The following is a 21,061-nucleotide window of genomic DNA, read 5'->3' as shown; positions in this document are numbered from 1 at the left end:
GCCTATAAGGCACGATAGCCGGTTTCCCGGAAAGACAATGGCTTATCCAGACACGTTTCCATGCCCAAACAGTTCCTCCGTCTTTGATAGATACTGTTGCAAAAGCAGGTTTTACTGCCGGTGCTCTTGTATCTATCACCGCGTGATACCCTATAGTCCTGGGCCCTTCCCCTCAAACCATGCGGTCACGTTTGAAGTTCGGTTCACCGGACCACTGAAAGGTGCGTTACGTCTTCCAACAGCCCAACCCAGCCTACGACAAACTGACGGTCGCTCCGCCAGCAGCCCGTTACGTAGGCATGCGCTTAGTATGGGCATGGTTTTGAACCAGGGGGATAAGTTTTTTGGAATGCATCCAGAGCTTGAAGGCAGGCCAATGTAAAAAAACGCCTCATCCAACAGAAGCGCGCTCCTGTTGGATAAAAATAAAATATCACTCTGAGGACTGGTGCGTTTTGGACACTTCCTCCGGCAAACATGACCTTGCTCATATTAGTTTGTGCAATTACCAGCAAAGCCCCTTTTTTGGGGGGTGATACTTTATTTTCATTCCGCAAACCCGGGGCGGGTTCACAGATGGCAATGCCGCTCAGAGTGTTCGACGCTGGACCGCAATTGCGAAAGCAAGCAATCAAGGTCCTGAACGACAGAAACGCCCAGACATCGGGTTTCCTCCGTTAGCTTCAATAGGTCTGGCACCATGACCGTGACCATGCCTGCGGCGGTAGCCGCGCGGATACCGGTATGGGAATCCTCTAAAGCAAGGCATTGTGAAGGACGGCCACCCACTGCGGCAGCAGCCTTTATGAAAGTCTCAGGATGCGGCTTGCCGAATTCGACATCCGTTCGGGTTACGACAGCATCAACTCGATCAAGGATGCCCGCTTTTTCCAGATGATCCAGAGCCAGCGCCCGAGGAGTGGAGGTGGCTACGGCCCTCGGAATGTTAAACTCCTTCAACCAATCAAGTATTTCGCCCGCCCCCTGACGCAATGGAATACTCGTCGCGCACAAGGCGCGAAACCGATCTCGACATTTTTCATGGTATGTATCAATCGCAAATTCATCACCGAAGTGTGCCTTCAGCTTCGCGTCCCCTACTTCTTTGGGAGTGCCGATCAAGCTGAGATGAAGAATATCATGCATGTTATGACCAAGGTCCTCGCATGCGCCAAAGATAGCCGACCGATAAAGCCTTTCTGTGTCTAGCAACAACCCATCCATATCAAATATTACAGCGTCCAACGGAATAGGAAACATCCACGGCTCCTTCGTCATCTAGGCATTTTCGGTTAGAACTTCATTTCACAGTGGAGCAGTAATCTACCCCCGTGCAATTGCCAGGGGAAGCCGCCATCGAATGTCTCAGGCCATTTTGTTTTCGTCGCTCTCCATGTCTTCCAGAGCTTGAACGTCACGAAGGCACGCTTTGGCGAAGTAAACTACGGCCAGCGTGACTACTACAATCAATGAGTGAGTATTCGATGCTCGTCAAAGCGTTGTGTTTAGGCGGCATAAAGAAGGTCTTCAAACAGGAAAATCTGAGGGCAGCGTATCTCAACTGTTGGATGAGCCACTCTGAGCGCTAGTGCGTTTTGGACACTTCGTCCGGCAACCATGGCCTTGCTCGTGTTAGTCTGCGCGATTACCAGCAAAAGCCTCCCCCTCTTTTTTGGGGGAGGTGATACTTTATTTTCATCCCACAGCTTCCCTTTCAAACAACAAAAAAGGCGCTGGTTTTACCAGCGCCTTTTCAATAAGAATGAAATCAGAGGTTGAGCGGCCTCATAGAGCACGTCGCGTTCATTTACATTCACGCACCGTGCTCTAACACCTTTATTGGAGCGAATTCTTGTCGTTTGATTGCATCCAATCAAACGGAACACGCTCTAGCGTTCCCCGCACTGACCTCTGTCACGCAGGACATGGTCTGCCAGAACACAGGCCATCATGGCTTCTCCAACAGGGACTGCGCGGATGCCAACGCATGGGTCGTGACGACCTTTGGTCATTACATCCACCTCTTCCCCGCTGCGGGTGATGGATTTGCGTGGTGTCAGGATGGAAGAGGTTGGCTTTACAGCAAAGCGCACGACTACCGGCGCACCGGAAGAAATGCCGCCCAGCACGCCGCCTGCCTGATTGGACAGGAAGTCGGGCTTGCCATCTTCGCCCATACGCATTTCGTCGGCGTTTTCTTCACCAGTCAAACATGCAGCTTCAAAACCATTACCGATTTCAACACCTTTCACGGCGTTGATGGACATCATCGCTGATGCGAGGTCCTGATCAAGCTTGCCGTAAAGCGGGGCACCGAGACCCACTGGTACATGTTCTGCGACCACTTCAATCACGGCACCAATTGAAGAGCCTTCCTTGCGGATGCCATCGAGGTATTCTTCGAAGAACTTGGCTGCTTCTGCATCCGGGCAGAAGAACGGGTTGTTGCCCACCTCGTTCCAATCCCAGTTGTCGCGATTGATCTTATGCGGGCCCATCTGGACCAGAGCACCGCGGATCAGGATGTTTGGAATGACTTTGCGCGCCAAACCACCAGCGGCTACACGGGATGCTGTCTCGCGCGCTGATGAGCGACCACCACCGCGATAATCACGAATGCCATACTTGGCATCGTAGGCGTAATCTGCGTGGCCCGGACGGTAGCGTTCTTTGATTTCGGAGTAATCCTTTGAGCGCTGGTCAGTGTTCTCGATCATCAGAGAGATGGGCGTGCCGGTCGTACGTTGTACGCCGTCTTCATCCACCATCACGCCAGAGAGAATTTTGACCTGATCCGGTTCGCGGCGCTGGGTCGTAAACTTGTTTTGCCCCGGCTTGCGCTGGTCCAGATACACCTGAATCTCTTCTGCTGTGATTGGAAGCAGAGGCGGACAACCATCGACAACGCAGCCAAGCGCTGGTCCGTGGCTTTCGCCCCATGTTGTTACGCGAAACAGATGACCAAAGGTGTTGTGGGACATGTTCTAGCAGTTCACTTTTAGAGCATGAGCACGCCCTGTCCGGCTGACTCTCTTCAATCAAACGGAACGCGCTCTGAGAATTCTAGTGGTTTTAGGTGGGTTCACGCGAGAGGTCAATTGAGAGCCTTGCAGCACTTGCGTAATTTTCCCGAATGAACAAACTGGATTTAGGCTTGTTCCCAGATTCAGGACTGTAAATGGGGGATCTCAAGGCGTGAAAAGCGCATTCAGGCACCGCTATTTTAATGTGTAAGCTCAAATTCATACAAAAAGCCCGAGCAACGTGGTGGTCACGTCCCCAGACTTTTCTCATTCATTCAAACTTATCATAGAGAACGTTGGTCTTGGATAAACCTTAGGCGCCGTGTTCCTGAATAAGTCTTTTTGCAACCAGATCATGATCGAGCCACAGAGCCGGGCCTTCTGGCTGGCTGGCTTCGCCAAACATAAGCATGCCAGTTGCTGCAACAACATGCTGGCTGAGCTCATCGCTGACCAGAACGTTGCGCTCTTTATGCAGGTCTACGATTTCCTGCGAGGTGCCAACAGTCTTGTCTACCTGCTCCGCTGAGTTTGGCATTGGCCAAGCTTCGAAGTTGTAGAACGGCTGCATTGCCTCACTGGTCTGGTAGTCGGATACCTTTTGCAGAACCTCTTCCAGAGACGCTTCCGGCTTGAGCATGCCCTCGCACTTTTGCCAGAGTGCATCCACCCATGCGCCGCCGCCTTCTTTCTTGAAGGCTTGCAGCAGTGGCAGGAGAGACAGCTCGATGCCGGCAAACACGTCTGAAGAGTTGGTGCGGATTTCAGGGCAGTTGAACACTGTTGCCTTCACGCCGTCTTTCCACGCGTCTTCAGCAAACTTCTCCAGAGCCATTTTAGCGTAGCCCTGCGTGTAGTTTGTGTAAGTCTGCCAGCGATACTCATCTTCGATCAGAATGCGGGTGCCGTGATAGCCATATGCGGTGTAGCGCACTTCGCCGCCAGCTGCTTCCACGCGGTCGCGGAGCGTCTTACTGGCTTCCAACAGGTAACCAAAGCTGTTTGCGGTGACTTCCTCGAAGTTTTTAAGGATCAGCTTGCCCAGATCACTCTCGATAAGAGACTGAGATGGCATGTAGCGTGCACCGCGGCCTTTGTAGATGCGGTTCGCGATTGCCATAAACACTTTTGCACGCGGAATACCGCCTGCCATTGTGTGGGCGAAGAAGACGTTCTTACCCGCTGGGATCATGGTATCCAGCTGGTCCATGACCTGAGAAAGAGCGCCTTTAAAACGGTTGGAGCCAAGACCGCGGCAGATCTCAACATGATCCCAGTCGAGCTTGTGGTCCTGCCAGTCTTTAATGGTCATTTCGTTGACCAGATCAGTCGGCGTTGCTGTGCCTTCCGGTGCGTCCAGTTCAAAACCCGCACGCAGAGGTACGTTGATGATTTTGCCGCCCAGATTGGCTTCTGCTTCAGTGAGCTCTTCTGGTGTCAGTGCGCGTGGCTTGTTGTTTTCATCGGGACGACCGACGGTAATGCCGATCACAGTCATCCCGGCTGCCTTTGCCTGATCGATCAAGCCAGTCGCATATCCGCGACCAAAAAGTTCGCCAAAGAGTACGAAGACATCGCCCTCTCCAAAAACGGTATTGCTGCTGATTGCCTTGAGTGGTCGAGACGTCTTCATCAAGATCTTCCAAAAAGTTTAAGAGTGTCGAGATTTCATAGGTGAGCGTTCTGCTCTTGTTGCCTAAAAATAACGAGTTACAACTGATTTAGGTAGCCTGTTTAGCTGGTCTTTATGCAGATTGTAGCAAAGCACTCCAAAATGTCGTGGACTGCCTTTGCTGTAGTATTCACTTTATGTGTCACAGTTTATCGCTGACGCAAAAACCTGATCAATTTAACGACCAGGAAATGCGTTGTAAGCCCCCAATCTTAAAGGCTTGGTACAGCGCTGGACGTGAGAGCACGCATTTTGGTGCACCCATTAATCAGAATGAACCTGCGTGTCTGCGAGTTCTTTTAGACAGCGAGCTTTAGATCCACGCCTCAGAACCGTCCCGCCAGAGAAGGAACTGGTCTTGTGGCGTCTCCAGATCCGGGATTTCAGCTGGTGCATATCCGCAGAGCAATCCGCGCAGTACCCGCATGACCACACCGTGTGCAACGATGATCATCGGATCCTTTTGCTCTGACATCCAATCGAAGATGCGATCAGAGACCATTTTGTAGCTCTCCCCTTCGGGATGCACATAGCCCCATTTATCTTCGCGCCGCATGCGAACCACTTCAGGACGTTCAACCATCATTTCAGGAACCGTCATTCCCTCTACATTGCCGAATGTAATTTCACGAAGGCGTTCGTCGACTTTGTAGTCGTATGGGTCGAGCCCCATTTCCTTGCGCAGAATTTCCATGGTTTCCCGCGCGCGGATCATCGGTGAGCTGACAAAGATGAAATCATCTGCGGTCTTGCCAAGGTCTGGGAGGAAGTCCTTCATCACCATACCGTTGCGCCGGGCCTGCTTGCGACCGGTGTCGTTGAGCGGAATATCCTGACCGCCCTGCATACGCCCTTCCAGGTTCCAATCTGTTTGTCCGTGACGGACATACAGAAGCGGAGTTGGTGTGGTTTTCGCAAGGGGCATCAACGAGCCAGTCATTCCATGAGCCTTCTTCGTAAGATTAGTCGGCAACCGTTTTGTAGCGGCTTCTTACGAGGTACATGTGTCATTCCTCGTTAGAAAACAACAGTTATGCACACATTCTTGATTTAAGTCATATGTACCTTTACCAGCCTTTCAAGCGCAAAAAAGGCGCCCAAGAAGCGCCTTTTCTCAAACCTGATTGCTGAAGCAATTTAGACGACGGAGATATCCGGCGCGTCTACTGCCTTCATGCCAACCACATGGTAGCCGCTGTCAACGTGGTGAGTTTCACCGGTGACAGAACGGGACAGGTTGGATGTGAGGTAGAGAGCGGAGTTTCCAACATCATTGATGGTTACGGTTTCACGCAGTGGTGCGTTGTACTCGTTCCATTTGAGGATGTAACGGAAATCGCCGATACCAGCTGCTGCCAATGTTTTGATCGGACCTGCAGAAATCGCGTTCACGCGGATTTTCTTAGGACCAAGATCAACTGCGAGGTACTTGACGCTTGCTTCCAATGCAGCCTTTGCAACGCCCATGACGTTGTAGTTTGGCATGACCTTCTCTGCACCGTAGTAGGTGAGAGTTACAATGGAACCACCTTCAGTCATCAGCTTTTCTGCACGGCGGGCAACGGATGCCAGCGAGTAGCAGGAAATCTGCATTGTCTTTGCAAAGTTGTCTGCGCTGGTATCCAGATAACGGCCAGTCAGTTCTTCTTTGTCAGAGAAAGCGATCGCATGAATGACGAAGTCGATCTTGCCCCATTTTTGCTCCAGAACTTCAAATGCTGCATCAATGCTTGCTTCGTTCGTAACGTCACAATCACCTACAACAAGTGCATCGAGCTTTTCTGCTAATGGTTCAACACGCTTCTTCAGCGCTTCACCCTGATAGGTGAGTGCGATTTCAGCTCCGGCATCGTGTAGTGCTGTTGCAATACCCCAAGCGATGGACCGATTGTTGGCCAGTCCCATGATGAGACCACGTTTGCCGGCCATCAATCCTTGCGCTTCTGCCATGTTTTTCTCCTGAGTGAATATCACTTAATCTAGTGAACAGCCCCAAAATGCTATGGCACACTGTTCATTTGGCTTCAAGCCGTCGAAAAAAGTCCAATCAGACATGGACGTGTTCTTGCGCTCCCATTATCTGATAGTTAGAGCCAGATCAACTTCCAACACTGCGACGGAAACATGACTATTCCAAATTTGGTGAACGCGTTTCAAAAGATCATTGGGGACGCAAATGTGCTTGTCAGCGACCATGACAAGGCCCCATTTCTTGTTGAGTGGAGGGACAAATTTCGAGGCGCCACTCCCATGGTGCTGCGGCCCAGTTCCACATCAGAGGTTGCAGAGTGCGTGAAGCTTGCGGCTCAGCACGGTCTCACTGTGGTTCCACAGGGTGGCAACACGGGTTTGGTTGGGGGGCAAATCCCCAATCCAGACGGTAGCGAAATCGTGCTATCCCTTTCTAGATTAAATAAAATTCGCCACATCGACCCTGAAGGTTATACGATGGTAGCAGATGCAGGCGTCACGTTGCAGGCTGTTCATGATGCGGCTGAAAAGCATGATCGATTGTTCCCTTTGACGCTCGCCTCACAAGGTTCCTGTGAGATTGGTGGCAACATTGCAACCAACGCCGGAGGCACTGCCGTCCTGTCCTATGGGAACACGCGAGATCTTGTTCTCGGGCTCGAAGTTGTGCTCGCAAATGGTGAGGTCTGGGAAGGGCTTCGGACCCTGCGCAAAGACAATACCGGTTACGATTTGAAACAATTATTTATCGGCTCAGAGGGCACTTTGGGGATCATTACAGGTGCCAGCCTCAAATTATACCCAGCTCCGGCGTCAGTAGAGGTAGCTCTGGTCGCGCTAGATTCGCCTGCTAAGGCACTTTCACTGTTTTCATTGGCAAAAAGTCACGCCGGGAACATGCTTACCGGATTTGAGTTGATGCCACAGAGCGGCATGCAGTTCGTTTGTGAGCATATGGAACAGTCACGCTATCCGTTCGAAGAGCAGCATCCATGGTATGTGCTCATCGAGATCTCGGCGGGTACAAAAGACATCGACATTGTCAGCCTGACAGAGACCATCTTTACCGAGGCTTTTGAGGCTGATCTGCTGCGTGACGGATTGCTGGCGCAGAGCAAAGCGCAGGCTGCTGACTTCTGGCGGTTGCGGCATGGGCTTTCTGAGGCACAGAAATATGAGGGCGGATCCATCAAGCACGATGTCTCTGTGCCTGTTGCAAAGGTTCCCGAGTTTCTGGAAGAAGCGATCGCCGCTGTTAAAGAGGCTGTGCCGGGATGTCGTCCGGTTCCGTTTGGCCATATGGGCGACGGCAATATCCATTTTAACATCACCCAGCCTAAGGATGCCGATAAAGCCGAGTATCTTGCGAAATGGGATGATGTGAACCGTGTCGTGCATGGGATTGTTGCCAGTTACAACGGCTCAATCTCTGCAGAGCATGGCATCGGCATTTTGAAGCGTGATTTGCTGGCAGAGGTAAAGAGCGCCACAGAGATGAACATGATGCGCTCTGTTAAAAAGGCTCTCGACCCGACGAACATGTTCAATCCGGGCCGCGTTCTCTAGACATTACTGCTCAGGTGCTTCCAGTCCCTCCGGGAGCACCTGTCCTCCATCAACGACAATCTGCTGTCCGGTGATGTAGCCTGCCTCTTCGCTGGCGAGGAAGAGCACAGCACTTGCCACGTCTTGTGGCGCACCCAATCGGCCAAGCGGAATCGTTTGCCCCATCTTCTTCAGATACTCATCACCGAGATCATCCAGCGCTTCTGTCCTGATATTACCGGGCAGAACCGAGTTCACTGTGATCTTGTGCGGGGCCAACTCCAAGGCAGCTGTTCGCATGAGGCCCAGTTGCCCCGCTTTGGAGGCTGCATAATGAGACCAGCCGGCATCCCCTGTAATCGGACCTGTAATTGACGAGGTAAAGATAATCCGCCCGTGCCCTGCTTGTTTCATATGCGGGAGGGCTGCCTTTACGCAGTAGAAGGAGGAGCGCAAGTTTGTATCAAGCACATGATCCCATTGCTCGGGCTCCGTCTCCTCAATCGTCTGCTTGGGGAAAATGCCTGCGTTGGCGCATATAATATCCAGCCCGTTTTCTTCTGCTGTCTCATCGACCATGGCCTTTACCGCTTGCCATTGGGTGACATCACATTGAAGGAATTGCCCTGCCCCGCCAGCCAGTGCGATTTCCTCTACAGCGTTGGCGCCAGCTTCTTCTCCGCGCGCTGCAATGGTGACAAAGGCTCCAGCACGGGCAAAAGCCAGTGAGATGCCCAAGCCGATCCCCTGGGAACCACCCGTCACAATGACAGATTTACCTTTAAGCGACGCCAACATCGTTGATCCCTCATAGTCTCATGGTGTTGGCCTGAGTATGTTGTGCAGAGGCTAAAACAAGTCTAACTGCCCGTTGTTTCTTGAAGAGCCGCCTGCAACCTTCTTTTGAGGTTTTGGCTTGGCAGGTGTTTTGACTGGCTCAGGAGGAACTGGAATGACCTCCCGTTCCCACAAGGACGGGTCATCATTGGCGACGCTGTTCACCCGCGTTGAAACAGGCGTGGTGATTAACAGTCCCTCATCTGCAGGTTGTAAGAGCTTTATAGCGTCTCGAGCCATGATTGTGCCGTTGCTCAACCAGTCGTCAAAATGCTCCGGCGCGATGATTGCGGGCATCCGGTGGTGAACCGGTTTCACCGTCATATTCGACTCGACGGTGATTACAGCAGCGGTATCAATGTCTCCGCCATCAGGATGGGAATAAGTTTCCCACAGGCCAGCGAAGGCCAGAAGGCGTCCATCCGCTGGAGCAATCCAATAGGGCTGCTTTGCCGCACCTTTGCGTTGCCACTCGTAAAAACCGTTTGCAGGTATCAAGCATCTACGGTGGCGCACCGCTGCACGAAACGAGGGTTTCTCCTCCAAAGTTTCGGCTCTGGCATTGAGCAAAAGCGTGAAACTTGCTGGGTCTTTGACCCATGACGGGACCAGGCCCCATCGAGCTAACCCAAAGTGGCGCCCACCATTTTCGTGTTTTACGAGTGCAATTGGCTGAGTCGGTGCTATGTTGTATCTCGGTGGAAAATTTGGCTGTTCGATATAATCAAACAACGCTTTGACTTCTTCCGGAGACGCTGACAGGCTATATCTACCACACATGCAGATTACTCTGTTCGCATTTTAGTAAAATTGCAACCAATCGAGAGATAGGTTCCGCGCGACAGATAGGAAGCTGGGAGGCTGCAATGGATATGTACTGCGATAAAATCGGCGTAGGAGAACTTTCTCCTGAGCTTTTGACGCATGCAAACATCAATCCATCCACGGGCCTTGCAACTGACTATCTTAATCATTTCAATGAGGTTGTTATGCTTCTTGAAATGCTTCCTGATATTCCCGATTGCGCAGAAGATGTTCTGGCCTGGGAACCAGCTGACTATATCACACATTTCAGTGCCTCTAAATTCTCAGCAAAAGAATTGGCTATCCGTGCATACGGAGCTGTTGATTTGCCGCTGCGGAATGCTCTGGAGAAGTGTATTGGCGAAGTTGATCAGGAAGTTATCTCCTTACAAAAAATGCTAGGCTCCGCTGAAGTAACAGGTGAACTGCTGCAAATCGTTCAGGATAAAGCCGTTACCGTCATCAGGCCCCTGCTTTCGCAAGCCGGGTCAATCATCCATGGACATCTGCCGGATGAGACAATCAGCACTGAGGAAAGCACGCAAGCGGACGTTGACGCCCTGTTCTCATGAGCAAAAAAAATATTCCGGAATACATTGAGGCAACCAGCGTTGCCTGTGTGCAGAACGAAAAAGTTCTGCTCGTAAAACGAGCCCAGTCGCCCTCCAAAGGCCTCTGGAGTTTTCCTGGCGGCAAGGTTCTTCCCAGTGAAAACCTTAAGGATGCCGCACAAAGAGAGTTTAAAGAAGAAACATCTTTGTGCGCCTCAGACCTGAAGGAATGGACGGTGTCCTACCCTTCTGCGGAAGACTGCAAGGAGCAATATCGCATCCATGTCTTTCGCTGTACGCAGGTCAAGGGTGAGGAAGAAGCACGCTCTGATGCTGCTGAACTGGGCTGGTACACTTGGGAAGAGGCTATGAACCTGCCTCTCGCGCCCGGCATGCAACAGCACATTCTAAATCTTCTAAGATGTAGTTAGAGCAGAACCTGTGCATTTACATTGACGCCTCAAGCTCTGACTTCTTAATTTTTACGCGTGTTCTTATCCGAAAACCGGAACTACTTTTTTAGAATACACGCAAGCACCAGTCCTGCAGCCTGCTGTGCAACAAGGGAAAACCGGAAATCCCCAAGGTTCCATAGTGGACAGAGTGCCGGGAGACGGCCATCCTTACAGAATCTGAAGCAACCAGCATGCTGTGGGATGTAGCTTGACTGACATTGCAAGACTTAAAGCTTGGACACGTAATTTTGCGAAACCTGCCTGGCCGACAGGCCGGGGGATTTGCCTTGGTCTGATGCTTTTGAGTGTTGCGGCGGCCCCTGCTGCATTTGCTCAGAGTTCCCCGCAATCTCCGGGTCAACCTGTACAGCCAGAGTTGAAAGAACCTCCCTACGAGCAACAGCTTATTCGCCTCTCAGAAATACTTGGCGCGCTCCATTATTTACGCCCGCTTTGCGGTCATGATGAAGCAGATGAATGGCGTCAGCGCATGTACTCCTTGCTGGGTGCAGAAGTGCAGAACGAGCTGAGACGCCGGCGTCTTGTTGAGCGGTTTAATCAGAGCTATCGGGGGTTCGCATCGGTCTATCAAACCTGCACTCCGGCGGCTGTTGAAGCCTCTCGCAGATTCGCCGATGAAGGTGTAATTATCACCCAAGAAGTAACGGGCAAGTACAGCCGCGATTGATAGAAAAGCCGGTTGCAACCGTTTTCCACAGACAATTATTGCGTGTTTTTTGGATAACTCGGCTTCGCCACAAATATTAACCATAACTTACAGAAGCTCTGGACGAGTTTACCAAAACATCAGTGAGTCGGTTGTTCCTGCCGTTTTGCGTGTTAACTTCCGTTTAACAGATAAGGCATGCGACGCTTCATTTGTTTTCGTTTGCCCGTTACATGTAACGGCAAATAACAAGAAGCAGCACATAGAGGGACATGAGAGCCAGCATGATCAAGGACGACGCTATCGCCGGCGAATTCACAGAAGAGATCGATGCATCTGATGCAGACATCCGCCGACTGGCTCTAAGCTTCATTCAGGAAGCTTGGGAGGATGGTCTTTCCCACGGCATCGACAGTACAGCTCTTGCGCATGCAGCGCTGTTCTCAGCAATGATGGATCTGGTTTCTCTTTATGGAGAAGAAGCTGTTTCCAAATTTGCACAGGAATTGCCACAGCGCGTTGAGCGCGGTGACTACTCTTTGGAACGTCGTCTACACTAATTTCAGCACTGCTGTTTTTCAAAGAGCCCCGATTGATCGGGGCTTTTTTGATTCCGGCCCGGAGTGTTAAAGCGATTTCTTGTCGTTTGTTTGAATCCAACCAAACGGAACTCGCTCTAGAAAATCAAATCACTTGCAACCTTGGCAAGGATGAGCGCTGCAAAGAGCAGTAGGATAATGCCTGCCCCATGGTTGATGGTGGAAAGCCAGTTGTCATTCATGCGATTTCGCAGCTTGGACACAAGCGCTGACAGGCAAGCCCACCATAAAAGTGCGCCACTCAATACGCCCAGCACGAGTGCCAGAGCGCCGACATAGTCCCCCTTCTCGGGCGCATGCTCTCCCAGTGAGCCGAAAATAGCGATAAAGCCAAGAATTGCTCCTGGATTGGTCACGGTCATGGCAAACGAGACAATCATCCCACGCCAAATTGTTGGACCACCATCGCTGCCACCCTTTAAATGAGGGTGAGACCGGAACACGACGATGCCGAAGATGATCAGAAGAAACCCGCCTATCGTCTGGATATAGAACTCATGGCGTTCAACGAACTCCGATATTGCCGTCACACCAAAGGCAGCAGCGGTTGCAAATACGCCATCGGCCAGAACTGCCCCGAAGCCTGCGATGAGGCCCGGAAGGAAGCCGTAGTGCACTGCCCTCCTAATCGCCAACACGTTTACAGGGCCAATCGGAGCAGACGTTACGAGCCCGATAATCATGCCTGTAATGAAGAGTTCAATATTCAACGCTTTAATCCATACTTCCCAACTGCGCAGAAGACCTGTCAGATCTTCCTATAAATTTTCTAAAGGCTCTCTAGCTTGTGCATAGGTTAGGGTCCGTTTCTTCCTTGATTCCCAACAAGCCCTTAAACTAAGGGCAAAGCACGCGCCTCTTATCCGTTTCGGAGCACTTCATGTATTTTCGCCTACTCATCATAGGGTTACTTTGCACTACAGCTCCGGCTATGGCTGCAACACAGGCAATCAAGACCGAAACGATTCGCATCCAACGCCCCAAGGCTGAACAATTTCCTCTGCTTGATGAAGGTTTCAACAGAGATACCAGCAGTGAAGATGCGCTGGACAGTGAGTTTGCAGAGGAACCTCCGCTGCCAAAGCTGGACGTCTTTTATGACGATACAGAATTGCCGGAGGCTGTCAGAGCAACCCGGGCGACGCTGATCAAGATTGCTCGCAGCGGCAATGTTGCTGCGTTGGCGCCTTTGTTTGCCAAGCAGGAGCAACCGCCGGAACTTTCGTTCACACCTGTGCGCGATCCGGTCAGCTTTTTGAAAGACAGCTCTGGTGATGGTGAAGGGCACGAGATCCTTGCGATCCTACTGGATATTGTGACAGCCGGATATTTGCGGCTCAATGAGGGAACGGAAGAAGAGACCTACATCTGGCCTTACTTTGCCCGCTACCCTTTGCATGATCTGACGCCTTCGCAGAAGGTTGAGATGTACCAGATCGTCACTGCAGCCGATTACTTTGAGATGCTGGATTATGGCGCATGGACCTTCTATCGCCTTGGCATTTCCAAGGATGGGGATGTGCGGAGCTTTATTGCCGGAGACTAAGTTGTCTTCAATGACCGATTGATGAAAGCCCATCAGATGCTCTGGTGGGCTTTTCTTTGCTCAGTTACCCCGCCTTGCGGATTTCGCGGTGGCTTTCGTTTTCCGCTTTCAGCAGGTCCATCTGCTCAGGCTTTTCCATGAAGCGGGTGTAAAAGCTGCTGTCGAGTTCCGCGTAGTAGGCATAACCACGGTACAGAGGCAGGAACCGCAGTTTGGCTCTGTTGTCGTCGGCCAGCCCTTTCATGACTTCGTGAAAGTTCTCACGCGGTAAAACATGGAACCTGCCGAGCCACTTTTTGAGCATCAGCTTGAACAGGCCGGGCAGTTTTTCCTGCTGACCAAAATCAACAACAGACAACTGACCGCCTTTTGCCAGAAGCTTTGTGCCGTTGCGCAGAGCGTCTTCCCATGGTGGGATCATTGAGACGCAGTAGGACAGGAAGACACGGTCGAAGGTGTCGATGCCGAATTTCTCGAACGGATCAAAGCTCGTTGCATCGCCCTGAGCCAGATGAATCCGGTGAGACAGGTCCGCTTTGTGAATGTTGGCTTCTGCTGTCTTCAGCATTTCTGCTGAGATATCGACGCCAAAGAACTGGCAGGTTGGGTAAGCCCTTGCTGCCTCAATCAGATTGCGACCAGTGCCGCAGCCGAGCTCCAGCACTGTGCTGCCGCGCGGTGCTGCCAAATGTTTGATCAAATGATCCCGGCCAAGAAGGTAATGCTTTCTGGTCAGATCATAAAAATGCCGTTGGTTCTTATAGATTTTATCCATCAGTGAGGCTGAGGACTTTACATTCGCCATTTCACTTCCCTCACATACTTATTCTTGTTCAGTTATAGATGTAGAGGTGGAAACCACCGTAGATGGAGGAGCGGTCCAGCTTGTTGAGGCGTACACTTTCAGCCGCCTCATAGGTCCACTGCCCCAGTATTTCGTTATTGATCCGCCCCGGCAGAATGCTTGGCTCGCCAGCCGTTCTGAAGATGACGCGCGCTCCTTGTCGTGCCGTTCGGGATATTCCTGCCCATAGATCGTTCAGCTGCCTGTCTGTCATCCAGTCCTGCGCATCCAGCAGGACGTAGGCATCAAGGCTGTTTGCATCCTGATTATCCAGATGCTCTGTGAAAGACCGATTAACAACGCGCACATGAGAGGCTCTTTTCCGAATTTCCGGGAAGTGTTGCGGCTTCAGATAGGGCGGCAAAGGGCCGGAAAGACCGGTTCCACTGTGTGTTTGAGAGGGCGCGTATCCGCGAGTGAAAGCTTGCCAGGCGAAGTAGTTGTCTTCCATTGGAAAGTCGCAGGCCAGCTTTTCCAGGCGCTGTTTGAGAACGCCTGCCATGTTGCCACCGCCTTCTGCGGCGAGGCTTTCATATTGTGCCGGGGGGATGCCGAGGCCGTAGAGCGACATCTTTTTGGAGGTTGCCCAGCGGATCAGGCGTTTATCGAACAGCGGTGCCAGAACCTTGTCGAAATATGATCGCTGTTCGTTCAGGTCGCGTGCATCTGCCATTTTGCGCAGGTCAACGCCGTAGATTTTTGCAAGGAAGTGACCAAGACCGATGAAGTAGCCGAGCATTCCGTGGTGGTAGAGGTCTCGTGAGAACAGGGTGATGCGCTTGCGGCCCCACGCCGTCATGTCGCGCCCTTCCCAGTAGGCCATGGTTTCCGTGTCAATGGCAGGCTTCAGATACTTCTCATAGGCGGCAATATTGGCTTGTTCATCAGCCTCACCGAAGAACCGATAGAACGTCTCATAATCGGGGAACTCTTCCAGCGCGGTCAATTTCAGGCGATTCAAAGCCACATGCGCGCGGTTGAGATCGACCGCCGTAATCTCTTGCGGGTTTGCGGTGAGATAAGACATGACATTGCAGCCACCAGAGGCAATTGTCACCATTTTGGAATCTGGCTTGAGTTGCAGTGCCTGCATATCCACCTCTGGATCCTCCCAGATCTGCGGATAAACCAGCCCTTTAAATGCGAAGGTGAACAGGCGCTCCAGCACGCCTTCCATGGAGATCAGTTTTGAACGATGTACTGCACGATCCAAACGTTTCTTTGACTGCCTGATAGTTGATGTCACGTGCATCTCCAGAATCAAGAACTGAAATCAATCGAGAGAAAGAGTTAGTTCACGCACACGACAGTTTTGCGACGTCGAAACATTGATTGTAATTGCAGAAAGATCTTGAAAACGCGGCAATACTGGAATGTTCTGATAAACAACTCAGTGCACTTACATTTCTATTTACCTGCCTCATATTTTGCGATTTTCCTACCACATGCAGGTGTCAGGCCGCAGGCGAGGAGTTCCCTCGTCACCCACAGAAACTATTCTTTTTCCGTGGTGTGCGCATAGCTGATGGGTTATGAAACACTCTTGTTGTTTTATTCATTGGAAGGACGGACCCATGGCATCACAACGTACCATTCTCACTTCGCGTCGACTCGTGAAGGTTTTTGGCGAAGATGCCAAGGAGTTTCTGCAAAATCTCGTCAGCTGTGACATCAGCGAGATTAGTGCGACATCCAGCGCATTTGGTGCTCTTCTTACGCCTCAAGGAAAGATCCTCTGGGACTTCATTGTGTTTGCAGATGAGAGCACGGGTGGCTTCCTGATTGATGTGAGCGCTGATGAACTTGATGCGTTTGCCAAGCGTCTTGGTTTTTACAAGCTTCGCGCCAAGGTGACTGTGGAACCTGCAGATGAGACCATGCATGTGATCGCAGAACGGGGAGATGATTTGCCAGCGGATAAACCGCGCGATCCTCGCCATGCTGACATGGGTGTTCGTTATGTTTCCTCTGGCGAAGTTGCAGAGACAGCGTCAGAAGCTGACTATCATGCGCATCGCATCAAACTTGGCATTCCGCAGAGTGGGTTGGACTTTCAGCTGGCAGACGTGTTTCCGCATGATACGGACATGGACAGCCTCAATGGAGTGGCTTTCTCCAAAGGCTGTTTTATCGGGCAGGAAGTTGTTTCCCGCATGAAGCACCGCGGAACCGCTCGCAAGCGCATCATCAAAGTTTGCGCTGAAAGTGTGCTGCCTGCCGCTGGCAGTGATGTTCTGGCTGGAGAGAAGAGCGTTGGAACATTGGGGTCTTCGCAGGATACCGATGGGCTCGCCCTGCTGAGACTGGACCGTGTGAAAACTGCGATGGATGCAGGTGTGTCGCTGACATGTGATGGTGTTCCCCTCACCCCTTCCATTCAAGAATGGGCAAGTTTCAACTGGCCTTCATCTGATTAAGAGATACAGCTAAAGCAGTTCGCATTTAAGATGGAACACATGAACTGCTTTAGTCTTTGTTTTGCGTATCTTTATCCGAAAACCAGTTTCCACTTTTCGGAGATACACTGTAGACATCACCCTAACTTTGACGACTGGCTTGATTGACTAATGTGTGCAGAGCTTTCCTCATCTTCCCCCCGTGCCTGGCAGCGGATGCTTTCTGGCAGACGACTTAATCTTCTTGATCCGTCTCCGTTGGATGTGGAGCTCTCTGATATAGCGCACGGCCTTGCGCGTGTTGCACGGTGGAATGGGCAGACAATTGGCGATCATGCTTTCTCTGTTGCCCAGCACTGTGTGGTGGTGGAAGAGATTGCGCTGATGCTCAAGCCTGATCTTGATATTCAATGGCGTATGGCAGTCTTGCTGCATGACGCGCCTGAGTATGTGATCGGAGATATGATCTCCCCTTTCAAGAACGTGATGGGTGGCACCTACAAGGCCGTTGAAGCGCGGCTGCACCATGCCATTCACAGGGCGTTCAACCTGCCCCCCGACTTGCCAGTCAGCATTGCCAAGCTTGCCAAGAAGGCTGACATTATCAGTGCCTATCTGGAAGCAATCCATCTGGCGGGCTTTAGCAAGGACGAAGCAGACAAGATTTTCGGAAAGCCTGCAAAGGTTACTGCGGAGCAACTGGATGCCTTGGCAGCAAGCATTGAGCCGCTGCCAACCAAAGATGCGCAAGAGGTCTTTCTGGCCCGGTTTGCTGAGCTTGATGACGCTCGCAAAAGAGTTGGAGGCCGCTGATGCTGCATGTCTGTCCACTTTCCAAGCTGGAAGACACGTTGACCTCAGCAAGGCCTAGCCATGTGCTTTCTCTCGTTTCTCCGGGAACAGAGGTGATCTTGCCTTCTGAGACAAAGCCTGCTCACCATCTGGTGCTGGAGTTCAACGACATTCCTGAAGCACGTGAAGGTCTGCTTGCTCCCAATGCGATGCATATAGAGCAACTGCTGGATTTTTCCCGTGATGCTGCACGCAACGGCTCTTTACTGGTGCATTGCTGGGCCGGTGTCAGCCGGTCGACAGCTGCTGCCTACATCATTGCCTGTGCGATTATGCCGGATACAGATGAACGTGCGCTGGCCCAACATTTGCGCAAGGTTTCTCCTGTAGCCACACCCAATCCGCTGCTTATCTCTTTGGCAGACACTCTTTTGCAGCGAAATGGGCGCATGATACAATCAATCATCGAGCTTGGTCGTGGTGCAGAGACTTTTGAGGGCAACCTGTTCTCGCTTGATCCTGCCGCACTTGTTGAACTGGCATGACGGATACGGAGCAAACATTGATGAGCAATGCAGTGGAAACAGGAAATGCAGCCCAACGCGGTGCTGACATGGAGCCTGTCCAGCTTGGCATTGGTCTGAGTGCTGTCATTGTTTCCGTAAAAGACAAAGTGCCCTTTGTGCTGACTGTGCCGCAAAAAGTGCCTGACGAGTTGTCTGGCCTGCCCTCCGGCCCGTTTGACCCACGCGTACACCGCACCTTTGAGCTGGGTTTGCGTGCGTTTGTTGAAGAACAGACCGCTCTTCATATTGGCCATGTGGAACAGCTTTACACCTTTGGTGACCGCGACAGATATTCTCTGGCGCGGATTGGTGAGCCGCATATGGTTTCTGTCGGCTATCTGGCATTGACGCGTCAGACACCAGAATCTGAGCGGCTGCTTGCCAGACAAGGTGCTCGCTGGCGTCCCTGGTATGACTTTTTTCCCTGGGAAGACTGGCGTGGCGGTCAGCCGAAGATGCTGGAAGAGATTATTCATCCCAGCATGGAGACCTTCAGCAAGGCCCCGGATGACGATGCCAAGACCTACCATGAGTTGAGCCGGAAAGATCGTTATCAGCTCGCCTTTGGTGTGGGCTCCTTGAAATGGGATGAGGAACGCGTTCTGGACCGTTACGAGTTGCTTTATGGCTCCGGTCTTATGCGTGAGGCCTTGCGCGATAAGCAGCCAACTGCGCTGGAACGCAGCACCTTGCCAGACCTTGGCGAGGGCCTTGCCCATGATCACCGCCGTATACTGGCAACGGCACTTTCCCGGTTGCGGGCAAAACTGAAGTATCGGCCCGTTGTCTTCGAACTGATGCCACCTGAGTTTACCCTGACCGATCTGCAGCAGACGGTAGAGGCGATTTCTGGCCGGCATATTCACAAACAGAACTTCCGCCGTCTGGTGGAAACGGGACAGCTGGTTGAGCAGACGGGCAGAACTTCAACCGCGACGGGCGGGCGTCCTGCAGCCCTTTATCGGTTCAGAAGAGACATTTTGAAAGAGCGCCCGGCCCCGGGATTGCGCGTTAGCTTGCTCTGATTCACATTTTAGCCTTAAGTGACGTAAGGTTATCTACAATTTTTTTGAGTTTTTTCTCGGCAAAAATTCATAGGAAAAACGGAGTTGTGGATTTAGCAGGGAGCCTTATGGTTAATCTTGTTAAGATTTTGATTGTGTTGATATCCTACAGCCACACCAAGATATCACAGGTGTCATTTTCTGCATGAAGCCTTTTGTTTCCTATGATTTTTGGCCAACTGAAAAATCCACCCAGACATGAAATAGCCCTAGTTTTTTGGTGAGTACCGTCCCTGCATATTAACCATATGCTGGCTGTCAGCGGCGTGAACTGTGGCAGAATAACTGGGGTTTTGGCGGGCTTAACTTTATATCAAGGTTAAAAGCGAAAAATGCACTCATCCGGAAAAGTGACGGGCGGGAGTGTTTTATCGGGCTTCTTCATCCTGTCGATCTCAGAGTTTGGGGTTCCCTTTTCAGGGAGTGAGAGACGCTGAGTTTTTGGGCGTTGATTTGGAGTAGATTGCGTATGTCGGGCCATGGGATGAAGAAGAATGCAGGACGCCGTGCTGTCCTCATGTACTTTAAGTACCCTATTCTAGCTGCAGGGCTTGCAGTTGGAACCTTTGCTGCATCTCCAGTAGCGTTGCAGGATATTCCGGCACTGACCGGGAACCTCGACGAGGAAACGCCGCGATGGATGCAATCTGTCTCCGCACGGGATAGCCAGAAATTTGCAAAGTACTTCGTAGCTCCTGAGAAGAAAACTCCACAGCGCCATGCGGTGAACCGCACCGGCAAGAGTGACATGCTCGTCACTACTCTGCCGAGCCGTGTTGTGGCTTTCATTCAAAATGCAGGCAAACCGAAGAGTTCCGACCGATTTGTTTCCCAGCTGCCGCAAATGGCGTTCAATGGCCATTATGGTGGGGATGCACTGGCCGGTCTTGCCGACAACAATGGGCAGGCCGACACGTCTCCACTCGGCAAGTCGGCACGCCGTGCAGCACTGGCAGCTCGCAAGCAAATTGCGCAGAAGACAGTTAAGCCAGCGACCCTTTCCATCGCCAAGCAAAACGAAATTGCTTTGGCAACTGCTTATGCTCCAGCCACACCGCAAACCAACAAAGCACCGTTTGATGCGCTGTTGAGCAAGCCTAAAGTTTCGATTACGCCTTCCGGCAAGCCAACTCTTTCAGACAAAGAGCTGGCCTCTACTTCAGAGACCAATCCGCACTGGTGGTACATGCGCCAGTTGCCGAGCTCTGTGAGAAAATCCAAGAAGGAAATGCGCTGTCTGGCTGAGGCGATCTATTTTGAAGCACGCAGTGAACCGCGTGACGGGCAGATTGCTGTTGCGCAGGTTGTTCTCAACCGTCTGAAGAACCCAGCTTATCCGAACACGGTGTGCGGTGTGGTTTATCAGAACAAAGGCATGAAGAACGCCTGCCAGTTCTCGTTTGCTTGTGATGGCATTCCAGAGCGCGTGACTGAGGCTGGTCCCTGGGCCAAAGCGAAGAAGATCGCGCAGCAGATTGTAAAGGGTGAGGTCAGCATTCCAGCTGTTGATGCCTCCACTCATTACCATGCAACTTATGTTCGCCCGAACTGGGCACCGACCATGCAGCGTAAGAAGCGCATTGGTAAGCACATCTTCTACAAGACCTACCGAGGTGGCTGGAGCTAATCCACGACCTCATATGTGAGAAGAATTTGGTGGCCTGACCGCTCCAATTTTAAACCCCGCACCGGCGACTGCTGATGCGGGGTTTCTTTTTGTCTAAACCTG

General features: G+C 51.7%; 21 protein-coding genes. 11 read left to right on the top strand and 10 right to left on the bottom strand.

Annotated features, from left to right (window positions below):
- Positions 1 to 570: 570 nt before the first annotated feature.
- The 5 genes from PsAD13_RS08685 to fabI form a co-directional block, all read right to left on the bottom strand.
- The gene (locus PsAD13_RS08685; protein ID WP_208986499.1) at positions 571 to 1,278 is read right to left on the bottom strand and encodes an HAD family phosphatase; all 708 of its coding nucleotides are present in this window, start codon (positions 1,276 to 1,278) and stop codon (positions 571 to 573) included.
- 611 nt (positions 1,279 to 1,889) lie between these two features.
- Positions 1,890 to 2,981: a chorismate synthase gene (gene aroC, locus PsAD13_RS08675; protein WP_057464885.1), complete on the bottom strand. Its 1,092-nt coding sequence runs from the start codon at positions 2,979 to 2,981 to the stop codon at positions 1,890 to 1,892.
- Positions 2,982 to 3,336: 355 nt separating this feature from the next.
- Positions 3,337 to 4,656 (bottom strand): hypothetical protein, encoded by a 1,320-nt coding sequence (locus PsAD13_RS08670; protein WP_063317885.1) that lies wholly within the window; start codon positions 4,654 to 4,656, stop codon positions 3,337 to 3,339.
- A 352-nt stretch (positions 4,657 to 5,008) separates the two neighbouring features.
- Entirely contained in the window at positions 5,009 to 5,635 is a 627-nt protein-coding gene (locus PsAD13_RS08665) for a histidine phosphatase family protein (protein ID WP_057464883.1), read from the bottom strand.
- Between the two features lie 197 nt (positions 5,636 to 5,832).
- Complete coding sequence (gene fabI, locus PsAD13_RS08660) at positions 5,833 to 6,645, bottom strand: enoyl-ACP reductase FabI (RefSeq protein WP_063293787.1); 813 nt, start codon at positions 6,643 to 6,645, stop codon at positions 5,833 to 5,835.
- 174 nt (positions 6,646 to 6,819) lie between these two features.
- On the opposite strand from fabI, the gene PsAD13_RS08655 reads away from it, so the two are divergent.
- A complete protein-coding gene (locus PsAD13_RS08655) occupies positions 6,820 to 8,232 on the top strand; it encodes an FAD-binding oxidoreductase (protein ID WP_063317884.1) in 1,413 nt (470 codons plus the stop codon).
- 3 nt (positions 8,233 to 8,235) lie between these two features.
- Here the strand turns inward: PsAD13_RS08655 and fabG are convergent, their stop codons facing one another.
- Together fabG and PsAD13_RS08645 are read right to left on the bottom strand one after the other, a co-directional pair.
- Entirely contained in the window at positions 8,236 to 9,009 is a 774-nt protein-coding gene (gene fabG, locus PsAD13_RS08650; protein ID WP_063317883.1) for a 3-oxoacyl-ACP reductase FabG, read from the bottom strand.
- A 51-nt stretch (positions 9,010 to 9,060) separates the two neighbouring features.
- On the bottom strand, positions 9,061 to 9,828 hold the full coding sequence (locus tag PsAD13_RS08645; protein WP_063293784.1) for an SOS response-associated peptidase: 768 nt from the start codon (positions 9,826 to 9,828) through the stop codon (positions 9,061 to 9,063).
- A gap of 86 nt (positions 9,829 to 9,914) precedes the next feature.
- Here PsAD13_RS08645 and PsAD13_RS08640 point away from each other — a divergent pair, with 86 nt between their 5' ends.
- The 4 genes from PsAD13_RS08640 to PsAD13_RS08625 all read left to right on the top strand — a co-directional run bounded on the left by PsAD13_RS08640 (position 9,915) and on the right by PsAD13_RS08625 (position 12,085).
- Positions 9,915 to 10,424 carry a hypothetical protein gene (locus tag PsAD13_RS08640; protein ID WP_057464878.1) on the top strand — a complete coding sequence of 170 codons (510 nt, stop codon included), beginning with the start codon at positions 9,915 to 9,917 and terminating at the stop codon, positions 10,422 to 10,424.
- Complete coding sequence (locus PsAD13_RS08635; RefSeq protein WP_063317882.1) at positions 10,421 to 10,834, top strand: NUDIX domain-containing protein; 414 nt, start codon at positions 10,421 to 10,423, stop codon at positions 10,832 to 10,834. Before PsAD13_RS08640 ends, PsAD13_RS08635 begins: the two co-directional genes overlap by 4 nt.
- 232 nt (positions 10,835 to 11,066) lie before the next feature.
- Positions 11,067 to 11,546 carry a TIGR02301 family protein gene (locus tag PsAD13_RS08630; protein WP_057464876.1) on the top strand — a complete coding sequence of 160 codons (480 nt, stop codon included), beginning with the start codon at positions 11,067 to 11,069 and terminating at the stop codon, positions 11,544 to 11,546.
- Positions 11,547 to 11,809: 263 nt separating this feature from the next.
- Entirely contained in the window at positions 11,810 to 12,085 is a 276-nt protein-coding gene (locus PsAD13_RS08625; RefSeq protein WP_014284380.1) for a hypothetical protein, read from the top strand.
- Positions 12,086 to 12,201: 116 nt separating this feature from the next.
- Here the strand turns inward: PsAD13_RS08625 and PsAD13_RS08620 are convergent, their stop codons facing one another.
- Complete coding sequence (locus PsAD13_RS08620) at positions 12,202 to 12,834, bottom strand: LysE family transporter (protein WP_208980490.1); 633 nt, start codon at positions 12,832 to 12,834, stop codon at positions 12,202 to 12,204.
- A 170-nt stretch (positions 12,835 to 13,004) separates the two neighbouring features.
- Here PsAD13_RS08620 and PsAD13_RS08615 point away from each other — a divergent pair, with 170 nt between their 5' ends.
- The gene (locus tag PsAD13_RS08615; protein ID WP_208981731.1) at positions 13,005 to 13,670 is read left to right on the top strand and encodes a hypothetical protein; all 666 of its coding nucleotides are present in this window, start codon (positions 13,005 to 13,007) and stop codon (positions 13,668 to 13,670) included.
- 64 nt (positions 13,671 to 13,734) lie between these two features.
- Here the strand turns inward: PsAD13_RS08615 and PsAD13_RS08610 are convergent, their stop codons facing one another.
- Together PsAD13_RS08610 and PsAD13_RS08605 are read right to left on the bottom strand one after the other, a co-directional pair.
- Entirely contained in the window at positions 13,735 to 14,475 is a 741-nt protein-coding gene (locus PsAD13_RS08610) for a class I SAM-dependent methyltransferase (protein WP_057464874.1), read from the bottom strand.
- A gap of 28 nt (positions 14,476 to 14,503) precedes the next feature.
- Positions 14,504 to 15,766: a DUF3419 family protein gene (locus PsAD13_RS08605; protein ID WP_063317881.1), complete on the bottom strand. Its 1,263-nt coding sequence runs from the start codon at positions 15,764 to 15,766 to the stop codon at positions 14,504 to 14,506.
- Positions 15,767 to 16,088: 322 nt separating this feature from the next.
- Between PsAD13_RS08605 and PsAD13_RS08600 the strand changes: the two genes are divergently transcribed.
- From PsAD13_RS08600 to PsAD13_RS08580, 5 genes are all read left to right on the top strand, one after another.
- Positions 16,089 to 16,931, top strand: coding sequence for a folate-binding protein YgfZ (locus tag PsAD13_RS08600; protein ID WP_063317880.1), 843 nt, complete (start codon positions 16,089 to 16,091; stop codon positions 16,929 to 16,931).
- A 150-nt stretch (positions 16,932 to 17,081) separates the two neighbouring features.
- Positions 17,082 to 17,723, top strand: a complete 642-nt coding sequence (locus tag PsAD13_RS08595) for an HD family hydrolase (RefSeq protein ID WP_063317879.1) — start codon at positions 17,082 to 17,084, stop codon at positions 17,721 to 17,723.
- Positions 17,723 to 18,247 carry a hypothetical protein gene (locus tag PsAD13_RS08590; protein WP_063317878.1) on the top strand — a complete coding sequence of 175 codons (525 nt, stop codon included), beginning with the start codon at positions 17,723 to 17,725 and terminating at the stop codon, positions 18,245 to 18,247. Before PsAD13_RS08595 ends, PsAD13_RS08590 begins: the two co-directional genes overlap by 1 nt.
- Positions 18,248 to 18,267: 20 nt before the next feature.
- Positions 18,268 to 19,293: an NAD regulator gene (locus tag PsAD13_RS08585; protein ID WP_084403603.1), complete on the top strand. Its 1,026-nt coding sequence runs from the start codon at positions 18,268 to 18,270 to the stop codon at positions 19,291 to 19,293.
- A 508-nt stretch (positions 19,294 to 19,801) separates the two neighbouring features.
- A complete protein-coding gene (locus PsAD13_RS08580; RefSeq protein WP_063317877.1) occupies positions 19,802 to 20,959 on the top strand; it encodes a cell wall hydrolase in 1,158 nt (385 codons plus the stop codon).
- Positions 20,960 to 21,061 lie beyond the last annotated feature (102 nt).

This window comes from Pseudovibrio sp. Ad13 (assembly GCF_001623225.1).
Taxonomy (GTDB): Bacteria; Pseudomonadota; Alphaproteobacteria; order Rhizobiales; family Stappiaceae; genus Pseudovibrio.
Note: the sequence above shows the minus strand (reverse complement) of the source record. Positions and strands in the feature narration are given on the sequence as shown.